Source organism: Synechocystis sp. PCC 7339, from assembly GCF_019924095.1.
Taxonomy (GTDB): domain Bacteria; phylum Cyanobacteriota; class Cyanobacteriia; order Cyanobacteriales; family Microcystaceae; genus Synechocystis.
Genome location: NZ_CP063659.1, coordinates 3323899 through 3336658, shown reverse-complemented (window position 1 = coordinate 3336658; position 12760 = coordinate 3323899). Strand labels below are relative to the sequence as shown.

Here is a 12760-nt window from a genome sequence, read left to right as displayed (position 1 = left end):
GTTTAAACCCTGTGATAAACCAGACAAATTTAGAAAGTTGCCAATGGTCTCCAGGGGTTTGGGGTTAAAAGTTTTTGGTAGGATGGAATGGATTATTTGTCCCCATTTTTATGGCTCCTGTTTCCCCTACAGATTTTCCGCAACCATGTCATGGGGTAGTAGTGGGTTTGGGGGGCAACATCGGCCCAGTGTTGGAGAATCTCCAAGGGGCGATCGCCGAATTAGCTTTAGTGCCCGGTATTGAAGTGGAGCGCTGCTCTAGTTGGTATCGTAGCCAGGCTTTTGGTCCACCGCAACCGGACTATATCAATGGCTGTGTGACGTTACGGGTCAGTTTGTCTCCCCCGGAGTTATTGCAAACGTTGTTGACCATCGAGCAAAAATTTGGCCGCATTCGTTTGGAAAAATGGGGACCCCGCACCCTAGATTTGGATTTAATTTTCTACGGCGATCGCCAACTAGATCAGGCCACACTAACCATTCCCCATCCCCAGATGCAATTCAGACCGTTTGTGCTAGTTCCCCTGGCAGAAATAGCGCCGGACTGGGTTGATCCTCGGTCAGGAAAAACCGTCACCCAATTAGTTGAGCAGGTGGATTGCACCACGGTTTGGCCCGTTGCTCCAGGGCCAGAATTAGAAGGGAGAATGGAATCAGGGCAAGTTTTAACCCCCGGCGCTGTGGCAGTTCACAGATAAAGGTCTCTGTTGACGACAATGGGAAACGACCTTCAGCAAAACGATTTAGTCTAATTGAAAAATGATTGGCCGAGTTGACGAGAAGAAAAAAATAATATTTTTATACCCTGAAGGTTTTTTGCAGGGGCCGTATTTTAGGCTGTAAGTAATGAGTTGAGATGACTAATCAATGACGGCTCAAAATGTACTTTCCCCTCGACAGCTTGAACGACTACTAGCAATTGATGAATATATTCGCTCACCTATTCGATATACAGCAAAAGTAATCGCTGAAAAGTTAAGTGTAGCGGAAAGAACGATTCGTCTCAACTTTGCTTTTTTAAGAGATAGATTTAATGCTCCTATTGAATTTAATCAGTCTAAAGGTTACTACTATTCGGATAGTACTTGGCGTTTACCAACAATTCCCTTAACCCAAGGGGAATTATTTGCTTTAACGTTGGGAGCAAGGGCATTAGAAGCTTATTCTGGGTCTGCTTATGAAGCGGAATTGCAATCATCTATTAAACAGTTAGCAGCCCGTTTACCGGAAAAGGTTTGGGTGGATTTAGAACGATTAGTCGACGAGCGGATTCACTTTCGGTCAGGGGCAGGATTGTTAAATCTTGACCCGGATATTTATCAGGTCTTACATGAGGCTTGGAGGTCGTCACGGTCATTATGGATGCGCTATTACACCGCAGGCAGGAATGAAGAATCGGAACGTATTGTTGACCCCTATTATTTGGATATTTATCGGGGCAGTAATCCCTATTTAGTTGCTTTTTGTCATAATCGCCAAGCATTTCGGGAATTCCGTTTAGACCGCATCCGAGAATATCGAATCCTCGATGAATTCTTTGAACCTGACCCTAACTTTGATTGGAAAAAATACAGTAAGAATGCGTTTCAAGTAGAAAAGGGCGATCGCCTCCATAAAATAACAATTCTATTTTCTGCGAAGTCTGCACCTTTTATCCGAGAGCGGGAGTGGCATCCTTCCCAAAGGATTGATGAGTATCCCGACGGGTCTTTAACGTTGTATCTGGAAGTGGGAGGACTTCAGGAAGTGAAGCGTTGGGTGTTAGGTTACGGCAAGGATGCTTTGGCCAAGTCTCCACCAGAACTGGTCAAATTGCTTCAGGAAGAGACTGAGGCAATGGCCCGACAAAATGAAACAGGAGTTTTTGAATGATGAATTTTTTAGAGCTTCAATTTTTGCTGAGAGGTAAAATACTTCGAGCAGATCATGGCTACGCTCTTTACTCAGCAATTAAGCAAATTTGCCAAGCTCAAGAAATAGAAATTTCCCCAGAGATTTTAATTTCTAGCATTCCTGGTATTGGCGATAAACAAGGAATGATCTATCTAAATCGTCATTCTCGCTTTCAGTTGCGTTGCCCTGCAGAACAAGCTCAAACTTGGTATCGCGCTCTTCAAAATCAAGTGCTAGATATACAGGGCAATTTGATTCGATTGATTCAGCCTCGTTTAACGATTGTTCAATCTCAGTCTGTTTTAACCTCTCGCCTAGTGGTGATTAAGTTAGAAGAATGGAATAACCACACTGCACCGCAATATTTTCTTGAATCCTGTCAAAAAGGTTTAGAAAGGCTAAACATTCAGGGTCAACCCTTTATTGAAAGTAGTGTTGACGGTAATCTAGCCCGGCGATCTCTCCGAATTCATGGCAAGCACGTTATGGGTTTTGGGGTCACAGTGGAAGGTTTAAGTGATGAGGATTCTGTCAAATTGCAATGTTTAGGGCTAGGCGGTCGAGGTCACTTTGGATGTGGTTGGTTCTACCCAAAAAAGGAGGGGATCGAAAATGTTACCTAAATTAAAACCTGATTGCTTATTGGCTAAATCCTATGAGCCAGGACACTGGAAAGGGTCTTATAGTTTGGTTGGTCATACTGCTGATGTCGTTAATGCTGTCACCGCTTTAGTCGATATACTCGGCGATCGCCTACTGCAACAGTTTGGCTTGACCTGTGATTTAGATTATTTGAGAAATACGGCAAAACTCGCGGCATATCTGCATGATTGGGGTAAAGCAAACGACCATTTTCAAGGCATGGTGCGCTCAAAAATACCTGGAACCTCTCCCCAACGAGAGCTAAATCAGCATCAAATGTTACGCCATGAAGTGGTTTCTGTTCTTCTAGCTTGGGAATTTCGAGACTGGTTACAACAGGCTGATGGTGATTTTTATACGGCCTTGGTTGCGGCCGGTGGTCATCATCTTAAATTGGGAGGCAACGGTGGGAAATGTACTGATAATTTTGGTGAAATTAAGCAAAGTGGTGATGTAGAAATGTCGCTTTATTTTTTACATCCAACTTTCAAAAGTTTACTGAAGTATGGTGTCAAAATCCTAAAAGGTTTGCCTGAAAAGCTTAAACTTTCAATAACTCCGTCTCAAAGTTGGACAGTGACGGATATCAAACAAAAACGCCAGAAAATTAAGGAAGCCCTAGAAGAACAGCCTATTGATCCAGTTCTCTGTGCAGTCATTAAAGCACTTTTAGTCGCAGGAGATTGTTCGGCTTCAGCATTTCCAAATGTGACGTTACCAAAGAAAGATGGTAAGCAACCAACCTATGAGCAATGGCTTAAAGAGGAAGTTACAACCACACTCGATAAAAATAAACTAGACCGAGTGATTAAGGAACGTTTAGCGGGTCATTCCCTAAGACCCTTTCAAGAAAATCTAGGTAACATCAAAAGTCGAGTAGCGATCGCCAGAGCAGGATGCGGAACAGGAAAAACGTTAGGAGCTTATAACTGGGCTAAAACCCATGCCATCGGTCGGAAACTCTTTTTCTGTTATCCCACCACGGGAACCAGTACCGAAGGTTTTATTGATTACGTTCATGGAAAGATAGAGGCAGAATTATTTCATTCTCGCTATCAAGTCGATTTGGAGATGATGAAAACTGGCGAAGAAGAGGAACTGGATTCAGGGTCAGAAGTGGCTATCAAACTTGAATCCTTCCGGGCCTGGGGAGCAGAGTCAGTGGTTTGCACAGTGGACACTGTACTCGGTTTATTTCAATGTAATCGTCGTCCGCTCTACTGTTTTCCGGCGATCGCCAACGCGGCCTTTGTTTTTGATGAAATTCATTGCTACGATGCCAAACTTTTTTGGACGCTACTGCGTTTCTTAACAGTGGTTAAAGCACCAGTTTTATTGATGTCAGCATCCATCTTGCCCTGGCAAAAAACAGCGATTGAAGATGCAGTGGGTGAACCCATTCAAATTATTGAAGGGCCAAAAGAAATTGAAACCCAAGCTCGTTATCGATTTGAACTGAAAGAAGAAGCGAATTGGGAACGGGTGGAGCAGGAATTAAAAGAGGGTGGAAAAGTGCTCTGGGTTTGCAATCAGGTTAATACGGCGATCGCCGTTTATGAAGAAACGAAAAGGCGAGGGTTAGAAGCCTTGCTCTATCACAGTCGCTATCGCTATCAGGATCGGGTTAGGCATCATCGTGCCGTGGTAGATGCGTTTAAACCCGACCAGAAAAAACCCATCATTGCTATCTGTACCCAAGTGGCAGAAATGTCATTAGATTTATCTGCCACCCTATTGGTTTCTCAGATTGCCGACCCAGCGGGGTTAATACAACGCTTAGGACGTTTAAATCGAAGGTATTGTGGTCATGCCCTTGATGCCCTGTTCTATCCCGATGAAAAAGAGGGGTTTCCTTACAGTTCCGCTACGTTAGCCGAAGGAAAGGCAATGCTTGAAAGTTTTACGGGAGAGGTCAATCAAGCTCAGCTTGCTCAATGGCTAGAGGAGTTTACCCCAGAACCAAAGGCTATTGACGATGACTTGGATTTGGTTTGGTTGGATGGTCATTGGCGAACTTATCCCGCTTCGTTGCGGCAGGCAGGACACAACATCACAGTGCTTCTAGAGCAAGATTTGCCGACCATTAAAACTTTGCCTGCTAAAGACATTCCCAAATATACCGTCCCCATTCCAATGAATAAATGGAAGCCTAAAGAAAAGTACAAATTTTATCCCATCGCTCCAACGGATATTTGGTCTTACACCGAAGAAATTGGTGCCAAACAACGAGGAGGTAAATAGTAATGACAACAATGATTCTTTCTCTCTTTAATCCCAATAGTTTATTACCCCATCGGGCTGGCGTTGCCGGTTTAGCATTAGCGTTATCTGGCCTTGACGAAAAAGATGCTCCCTTACAGTGGGAAGTCACCGACGATGAAGTGCGACTCAGTTGGGAATGTACCGATAAAGAAGCTATTCAGTGGCTAATGTCACAAACTTATCAAATCAAGGATGGTTTTATTGCCATACCCTTTCTAAAATTAGATGAACAGAGTTTATACATTTTCACCAATGGATTGACTTCAACATTTTTGCAATATCAGAAACAACGTAAATTTGATTCAAATACTCAATCAAAGAGTTTTAAGATAGATGAGAATCAGCCAGAAGTTCGCTTAGATAATTACCGACCCGTTTTAAGTTGTTATTACACTGGAGATTTTAAAGAGGCATTTAATACCAGAGGTAATTTTAAAAAAGAAATTCCCTTAAAAAGTCATCATTTACCCGGCCTTATTGAAGATTTTAGTAACGGAGCTTATAAAGAATCACCTGAAAATTACTTGGCTTTATTATTTCTTCCCATTGCCTGTCAATACTACCAATTGCCGGGTTATTTATCCGCGTTAGTTATTCCTGCCGTTATGAATTTGCCCGCCTGGGTTAACCGTCGTAAAGTTGCTCGAGGTAAGACCGCACAAAAACTGACTCCCTATGGAGAGTTTCGAGCCAATGGTGCTGGAGAATCTGCCTTACGATTTCTTTTACAGGAGAAACTCATTGAAGACTCCCAAGAGTTTCGTGTGAACTACTGTGAGGTTTATCGCCTAGGCAAGCAACCCTGGGATGGCAATCAATCTTATTTAAAACAGGAGGTTTATCGAGTTCATGTCACTGATCAAGTGTTGGAGCTATATCAAAATGCTTGGCAATTATTTCCTGCTGTTGTCCGTAAAACTCAAGACAAAGATGGGGAGAAAACTTGGTTAGCCGCTTCCAAAGTCTTGCCGTGGATTGCGGATAACTTAATTGTCAATAAACGCTGGTATGAGGGCTTTTTTTCATTCCGTAAAACCAATGAAATTTATGAACGTAAAGGATTAACTCAAATGACCAATTATCTTGACCCGCTTGAACAGACTTTTTTTGATGCGATTAAAGGAGGATTTAGCACTTATTTACACGGACAAATTGAACAAGCAAATAAACAAGGACGTAAATTAGATTACCCACAAGTTACTAAAAAGATAATCTATCTTTTGCAACGCCCCAACACACAACTTGAATTTGCTGGTGCAGTAGTGGATTTTCTCAGTCGGAATCCCAATAAAGCGGCCCGTGGTGCTGGCCCTGAAATTTACCAATGGCTACACCGCGATCGCCACTGGAAACAAGCTCGTGATCTAGCACTACTGGCGATCGCCACCTATGAGGGCAAAAACAAGCAGGGGGAAACGGAAGTTCCTGAAGAAATTCTGGATCAGGCTATCCCAGATACCGAATCTGAAAGCGGTCTTGAACTAGAGCTTGCCTAGGCTTTTTTCATTAAATAACCACTCAATTTTTAAGGATTTAACGGACCATGACCCAGCATCTTTTTGCCAATATCGTGACCCCCACTGCTGTTGCCGCCAATAATCGGGGTGAAGGAGATGGGAGTACCCTGTCAACACTCCAAAAAATCACCCGTGGTATTGACCAGTACACAACAGTGAGTGCTGAAGCTATCCGCTGGGCTTATCGGGAATATTTCCAGCAGCATCATGGGGACACAACGAATCGCAGTTTTGATCCAGATGCCGATAGGTATGAATTTAAAACCGAAGTCTTCAATGCCGAGCAGTACATTGATGATGATCTATTTGGTTATATGGATGCCAAAAAAGGTTCAGATAATAAAGATGCAACCACCAAGCGCCGGGGAGCTTTGGAAATTAGCCGAGCTATTAGTCTTGATCCCTATTGGGGCGATATTGCGTTTGGTTCTAAAGGTGGCGAAAAAAATAAGACTTCTATCCATCAAACAGAGGTTCACTGTACTGCCTATCAATATACGTTGGCTGTTACCCCTTCCCACCTGAAAAAGATCGAACGGGCTGAGTATTTATTGGAGGCGATCGCCGCTATTCGCCATGTGGGGGGTAATCATTCCCGTTTTCTCTATGAATTTCGGCCAGAATCCATTGTTTTGCGGGTTACAGAAGATCCGAGTCCCTGGATTATGGGCTGTTTTGAACGGGTAGGAGATTCTATTGGTTGTGCTAAATTAGTTCGCTTAGTTGAAGTGGGTGATATTCCTGCGTCAGAATTAATTGTGGGCGGGGAAATCGTGCAAACGCCCTACAGTGACCAACTTAAAAAGCTCGGTGTTACCGTACAGGGAGGAGTTAAGTCGGCGATCGCCGAAGCGAAAAAGCATCTCTCCATCGTAGTTCCCTAAAATCTAATTAATAATCAGGAGTTAATTCTATGACCAGTATTCAAATCGCTCATCACACCTGGGATCAGTTATTGGATTTGGCTAAGCAACGTAACCTTTCCCTTGATGACTTTCTTGAAAAAATCATTCAAGGACAACTGGCTATTATTGATGCTGAAGAGCTAGAAGACTTAAGAGATATTCATGATGCAATCCTAGCGGAATCAGATCCCGATAATGCGAAAACAATCCCCTGGGAGGTTGTTAAGCAGGAGCTAGGTTATCAATGAATCCCTATCGTATTGAAGTCCTGAAATCAGCTCAAAAGTCATTCTCTAAACTCCCGAAGGACATTCAGGCTCGGATAGTTCAAAAAATTGATAACTTAGCTATTAATCCTTATCCTACTGATACTAAAAAATTAAAAAATGGCAATGGACTTTTTCGCGTTCGTGTTGGTGATTATCGCATTATCTACAAAGTTCAAGATAACGAATTGGTCATCTTAATTGTAAAAGTTGCCCATCGTCGAGAAGTTTATGATTAATCTCTTTTATCTGGATTGTCCCTGCACAAGTTTTCCTCGGAGTTTTGCCAGGGATTATAAAGAAACATATCTTTATCCGCCCCCTTCCACGGTTTATGGTTTTCTCCTATCTTTAGTTGGGGAAGAAAATTTAACTGCCCATTTGGGCGTAAAGATCGCCATTGGCTTGATTGGTGATCCTCCACCTATTTCAAGAATTGTTCGTAAGCAACGTCACCACAAGTTTAGTAAACAACGCTTGGGAAGTTATCCGAGTAGTAAATTTTCCAAGCCAAATCATCAGGAATTACTCACTGATTTGAAGGTCGCTCTCAAAGTTGATTCTTCAGGCGAGAAATCTAAAATTACTCTAGCCGACCGGGTGGCGATCGCCGTCTCTACACCGGAAGAAATTACCCGTTTTGGGGGCCTGTCCCTCGGGGAATCCTGGGCAATGGTGAATGGAATTCGTCCCTATCGACCAGAAGATGGCGATATTAGATGGCTGATGAAAGATAATCGTGGTCTCATTGGTTTGCCGGTTTGGATTGATCGAAAAACAACTCAGGGGACATTCCAGCGGTTTACTCTGGAGAAAATGCAAGAATTTCGTGATGCGGCTTGGATCACGATTAAAGCTAATCATTAAAATAAGGTTAGTTTTAGCTATACCTTTTTAAACATCACTAAAATACTGCACAATTGCCAGGTATCAAAATGATTAGTCGTGAACAATTTAAAGCTGAATTAGATTCTGTTGATGGTCTAACGATCAATATTTTACATGGCGTTATGGTTGCTCTTAAGCAAAAAGTATCCACTTCTCCAAATCAAGCTGATTGGTCAACCAACAATCCCCTTAAAAATAGTATTGTCTATGAAAACGATGTTTTGAGTCTTATCGATGAAAATTGGGATGCAGAACGATGATTGTTTTAGATACTCACGCATGGTTTTGATGGGTAGCAGAATCACCTAAAATTTCTCGTATTTATTTTCACCCCTGAAAGATTTTTGCAGGGGTCTTTTTATAGAATGTAAGTAATCGAATTTTACTTACTCTTATGTACACATTAAAACCACAAGAAACTCAACAAATTACGGAAGATACCCTCCGAGTTTGTTCTCTTCATGCTTATGCTTATTGTCCTCGTCTTTTTTATCTAGAAGAAGTAGAGGAACTCTACACTCAAGATGCCGCTGTCTTTGCTGGTCGGCGCTTACATGAAGAGATTGACAATAAAGAGAATGAAGAATGGTTAGATCTTTACCTGGAAGATGAACTATTGGGTCTACGGGGTCGGGTAGATGCCCTCAAAACTCGCAATGGGGAAACGATTCCCTATGAGCATAAACGGGGACGTTGTTACCGGGATGAAAATAAGCAGCCCCAAGCCTGGGAAAGTGATCGCCTACAGATTTTGGCTTACTGTTACCTTTTAGAGGTGTCGTTAGGCATCACTGTAGCTGAGGGGCGAATTCGTTACCATGCGGACAATGTTTTAGTTCATATTCCCTTTGACCAAGCAGCAAAATGTTCGGTAGAGACGGCCATTCAAGAAGCTAAAGCTCTGCGGCGATCGCCCTATCGTCCAGCCGTAACCAACAACGAACATCTTTGTACCCGTTGTTCTCTGGCAGCGGTGTGTTTACCGGAGGAAGCCCGTCTTGCTCATAATAAAGAATGGCATCCGACCCGGTTATTTCCCCAGGATAATGAGCGCGAAGTTATTCATATTTTGGAACCGGGAACCCGTGTTGGTCGTACCGGGGAACAACTCAAAATTACACGGCGCGATCAACCAATTGAAAAATTATCGGTGCAACAAGTTAGTCAGGTGGTACTTCATAGCTTTTCCCAGCTTTCTACCCAAGCTCTGCATTTTCTTTCTTACAAAGATGTTGGTATCCACTTCATTTCTGGGGGAGGGCGTTATGTGGGTAGTTTAGATACTCGTCAAGGTAGTATTCAAAGACGTATTCATCAATATCAGGCGTTAACTCAGCCAGATTTTACTCTCAGTTTGGCAAAAAAATTAGTTTATTGTCGCGGTGAAAGTCAACGAAAATTTTTGATGCGAGGCAAGCGTAATCGGCAAGAATCGCTTCCAATAGTGGAACAAGCAATCGACCAAATTAAGGCGGTTGTGCGTCTTGTTCAAAATTCTGAATCTTTAGCGTCTTTATTAGGGTATGAAGGCAACATTGCCGCATTATATTTTGCCGCTTTACCTGAACTTCTCACAGAAGATGTTTCTGAAAATCTTCGTTTTGCGGGTCGTAATCGTCGCCCTCCCAAGGATCGATTCAACGCTCTACTCAGTTTTGGCTATTCGTTACTGATTAAGGATGTGATGAATGCCATTTTGACGGTGGGACTTGAACCTGCTTTTGGTTTCTACCATCAGCCACGAACCCAAGCGCCGCCCTTGGCTTTGGATTTGATGGAAGTATTTCGAGTGCCATTAGTTGATATGACAATTATTAGTTCTCTGAATCGGGGTCAATGGCATGAGTCGGAAGATTTTGATATTCGAGGCCAACAGGTTTGGCTATCTGAATCGGGACGACGTAAGTTTATTGAAATCTATGAGGCCCGTAAGTCAGAAAAGTGGAAACATCCTGCCACAGGCTATTCCCTAACCTACCGCCGTTTATTTGAGTTGGAAGTGCGTCTACTCGAAAAAGAATGGTCGGGGGAAGCCGGTCTCTTTGGTCGTTTGATTTTACGCTAGGGGGAATTATGGCAGAACTCAAAAATTGGTATTTAATTTGTTATGACATCCGTTGTCCTAAACGCTGGCGTAAAGCTTACAAACTACTTGAGGGGTATGGCGATCGCCTACAATACTCAATTTTTCGCTGTTGGCTTAGTCAACGAATGCGTGAAAAGTTGCGCTGGGAGTTGGAAAAGATTCTGACTCTGGATGATGACCTAATTTTAATTAGGCTGTCAGCTCAATGTGTCAAGGATTTACCAAAATATAATCGCCAAAATACTTGGATACTAGAAGGGGGTGGCTTTCGGGTCATTTGACTAAGCGCAAGGATCGGTCTTTGTTTTCTCACCAACTCTGTTTAAGCAGTCCCAATGCCTTATCTGATAATCCATTGAGGTCTTTCCTCTATCAGTTAGATCCTTGTAAACGCTGTATCCCTTGTCCTGTCTAAATTGTGCAAACCTCTTCTACTCTATTTTCCTTGACTTGTCTTTTTTGAAATTTGAGTTGTTGAGCACCTTGTAAAATCCTTGTAGAAGGTACGCATGCTAATCTTTTTGAAAGTCGCCGTGCCTAAACCATTGATGCCGTAAGGCGTTGAGCACAAAGGCGTTGACGCAAACCAATTTGACCGCTGGATCCGTGTGCCTAAACCATTGATGCCGTAAGGCGTTGAGCACTTTTGAAAGGCGCTAGGGTCTATTAATAGTGCTCCCAAGTGCCTAAACCATTGATGCCGTAAGGCGTTGAGCACGAAGCCAACGACAAAAACCAATTTGACCGCTGGTGTGCCTAAACCATTGATGCCGTAAGGCGTTGAGCACAAAGGCGTTGACGCAAACCAATTTGACCGCTGGATCCGTGTGCCTAAACCATTGATGCCGTAAGGCGTTGAGCACTTTTGAAAGGCGCTAGGGTCTATTAATAGTGCTCCCAAGTGCCTAAACCATTGATGCCGTAAGGCGTTGAGCACGAAGCCAACGACAAAAACCAATTTGACCGCTGGTGTGCCTAAACCATTGATGCCGTAAGGCGTTGAGCACACTGGTTCCCCCTAGCGGCCCTGGGGGCGGGGACTGTGCCTAAACCATTGATGCCGTAAGGCGTTGAGCACACGACTCTTCAATCCTAATAAATAATAGGATGATGGTGCCTAAACCATTGATGCCGTAAGGCGTTGAGCACGTCAGCCGGCCCGAGCTGGCCTGCGATCCAAATGTAGTGCCTAAACCATTGATGCCGTAAGGCGTTGAGCACGCTAGTGTTTTGATTCCTAAAATGGCGACTTTTGCGTGCCTAAACCATTGATGCCGTAAGGCGTTGAGCACAATAGCTACGATGCTCCCCGGCAAGCCGCTACAGGTGTCCAAACCATTGATGCCGTAAGGCGTTGAGCACCCTCAAGTAAGGCGGGGGGAAGTTCAGTAACCAAGCCGTGTCCAAACCATTGATGCCGTAAGGCGTTGAGCACACTGGAGTTAGTTACAAAAAGGCCAGCGGTGCGGCCGTGTCCAAACCATTGATGCCGTAAGGCGTTGAGCACTAGACGCGATAGTTCTTCCCCGGTACTAATCCCCCTTGGTGCCTAAACCATTGATGCCGTAAGGCGTTGAGCACGAAATTATGAATTTTCCGAATATTAACAGAGCATAGTTATGGGAATAGGAGATTTTGGAAGAAACCGATCGCCTGACAAAAACATCAAGACTGAAATGGGAAGTGTTGGAGTAAACGCACCTGGGCAATCGTCTCAAAATCGCGATCATTGTGAACCAACAGTAAATCATTCTCCAAAGCAACTTGAGCGATACAGCAATCAATTGGACTGCGAACCGTTAGCCCCTGACGACGCAAATCATAGAAAATTCGCGCTGCCTTTTGCCAGGAATCATTTGTCAGTTCCACGTAGTCCTGAATTTCAAGATAGGTGGAAAGAAGCATCCACTCTTTTTCATTCAAACTCCCCTGAAGCAGTTCAAGCTGAGTGAAACGTGCTAGAAAAACACCACGATCGCCAATTAGTGTTTCGAGTTGTTGACGGACTTGGCGTGTGCGGTCGCGGAAGACACTGATCCACACAGAAGTATCAATCAGTAGCATGACGAGTCTGGCGCAGGTCTTTGTGGTCGAAATCCTCGGCAAACTGAATTTGCCCTGCGAGATCGAGCAGGTTTTTCTTGCGGCGTGATCGCACAAATTCTTCTAGGGCAAGGTTAAGCAGTTCTTCCTTAGTCGAAAGATGGGTAAGTCGAAAAGCCTTGTTAAGGAGGGAATCGTCTAGGTTAATAGTGATTTGCATAAGGTGATCGTGCAACTCATTTGTTTCAAGGGGTTTGG

Annotated in this window: 14 protein-coding genes and 1 CRISPR repeat array; of the genes, 12 read left to right on the top strand and 2 right to left on the bottom strand. The window is 43.6% G+C overall.

The window, feature by feature from the left end; genetic code table 11:
- The first annotated feature begins 110 nt into the window (after nucleotides 1–110).
- From folK to cas2, 12 genes are all read left to right on the top strand, one after another.
- Nucleotides 111–698: a 2-amino-4-hydroxy-6-hydroxymethyldihydropteridine diphosphokinase gene (gene folK / locus IQE94_RS15755; protein WP_223342280.1), complete on the top strand. Its 588-nt coding sequence runs from the start codon at nucleotides 111–113 to the stop codon at nucleotides 696–698.
- A 169-nt stretch (nucleotides 699–867) separates the two neighbouring features.
- Nucleotides 868–1872: a YafY family protein gene (locus tag IQE94_RS15750; protein ID WP_223342279.1), complete on the top strand. Its 1005-nt coding sequence runs from the start codon at nucleotides 868–870 to the stop codon at nucleotides 1870–1872.
- Complete coding sequence (gene cas6 / locus IQE94_RS15745) at nucleotides 1869–2516, top strand: type I-MYXAN CRISPR-associated protein Cas6/Cmx6 (RefSeq protein ID WP_223342278.1); 648 nt, start codon at nucleotides 1869–1871, stop codon at nucleotides 2514–2516. Before IQE94_RS15750 ends, cas6 begins: the two co-directional genes overlap by 4 nt.
- Entirely contained in the window at nucleotides 2506–4776 is a 2271-nt protein-coding gene (cas3, locus tag IQE94_RS15740) for a CRISPR-associated helicase Cas3' (protein WP_212720256.1), read from the top strand. Before cas6 ends, cas3 begins: the two co-directional genes overlap by 11 nt.
- 2 nt (nucleotides 4777–4778) lie before the next feature.
- Nucleotides 4779–6293, top strand: coding sequence for a type I-MYXAN CRISPR-associated Cas8a1/Cmx1 (gene cas8a1 / locus IQE94_RS15735; RefSeq protein WP_212720258.1), 1515 nt, complete (start codon nucleotides 4779–4781; stop codon nucleotides 6291–6293).
- A gap of 47 nt (nucleotides 6294–6340) precedes the next feature.
- Nucleotides 6341–7198 carry a type I-B CRISPR-associated protein Cas7/Cst2/DevR gene (gene cas7i / locus IQE94_RS15730; RefSeq protein WP_212720259.1) on the top strand — a complete coding sequence of 286 codons (858 nt, stop codon included), beginning with the start codon at nucleotides 6341–6343 and terminating at the stop codon, nucleotides 7196–7198.
- A gap of 29 nt (nucleotides 7199–7227) precedes the next feature.
- Entirely contained in the window at nucleotides 7228–7467 is a 240-nt protein-coding gene (locus IQE94_RS15725) for a hypothetical protein (RefSeq protein ID WP_212720261.1), read from the top strand.
- Nucleotides 7464–7724 carry a type II toxin-antitoxin system RelE/ParE family toxin gene (locus IQE94_RS15720; RefSeq protein WP_212720263.1) on the top strand — a complete coding sequence of 87 codons (261 nt, stop codon included), beginning with the start codon at nucleotides 7464–7466 and terminating at the stop codon, nucleotides 7722–7724. Before IQE94_RS15725 ends, IQE94_RS15720 begins: the two co-directional genes overlap by 4 nt.
- Complete coding sequence (gene cas5 / locus IQE94_RS15715) at nucleotides 7717–8352, top strand: CRISPR-associated protein Cas5 (RefSeq protein WP_223342277.1); 636 nt, start codon at nucleotides 7717–7719, stop codon at nucleotides 8350–8352. Before IQE94_RS15720 ends, cas5 begins: the two co-directional genes overlap by 8 nt.
- A gap of 68 nt (nucleotides 8353–8420) precedes the next feature.
- The gene (locus IQE94_RS15710; protein ID WP_212720267.1) at nucleotides 8421–8633 is read left to right on the top strand and encodes a hypothetical protein; all 213 of its coding nucleotides are present in this window, start codon (nucleotides 8421–8423) and stop codon (nucleotides 8631–8633) included.
- A 134-nt stretch (nucleotides 8634–8767) separates the two neighbouring features.
- Nucleotides 8768–10438 carry a type I-MYXAN CRISPR-associated endonuclease Cas4/Cas1 gene (cas1, locus tag IQE94_RS15705; protein ID WP_212720269.1) on the top strand — a complete coding sequence of 557 codons (1671 nt, stop codon included), beginning with the start codon at nucleotides 8768–8770 and terminating at the stop codon, nucleotides 10436–10438.
- Between the two features lie 8 nt (nucleotides 10439–10446).
- Nucleotides 10447–10740: a CRISPR-associated endonuclease Cas2 gene (gene cas2 / locus IQE94_RS15700; protein WP_212720271.1), complete on the top strand. Its 294-nt coding sequence runs from the start codon at nucleotides 10447–10449 to the stop codon at nucleotides 10738–10740.
- A 252-nt stretch (nucleotides 10741–10992) separates the two neighbouring features.
- A CRISPR array of direct repeats spans nucleotides 10993–12040; the repeat unit is 36 nt; unit sequence GTGCCTAAACCATTGATGCCGTAAGGCGTTGAGCAC.
- A gap of 84 nt (nucleotides 12041–12124) precedes the next feature.
- On the opposite strand, the gene IQE94_RS15695 is transcribed toward cas2, so the two are convergent.
- Both IQE94_RS15695 and IQE94_RS15690 read right to left on the bottom strand, forming a co-directional pair.
- Nucleotides 12125–12523, bottom strand: coding sequence for a PIN domain nuclease (locus IQE94_RS15695; RefSeq protein ID WP_212720281.1), 399 nt, complete (start codon nucleotides 12521–12523; stop codon nucleotides 12125–12127).
- Nucleotides 12510–12722: a type II toxin-antitoxin system VapB family antitoxin gene (locus IQE94_RS15690; RefSeq protein WP_194016799.1), complete on the bottom strand. Its 213-nt coding sequence runs from the start codon at nucleotides 12720–12722 to the stop codon at nucleotides 12510–12512. The genes IQE94_RS15695 and IQE94_RS15690 overlap by 14 nt, the downstream gene beginning before the upstream one ends.
- Between the last annotated feature and the right edge of the window lie 38 nt (nucleotides 12723–12760).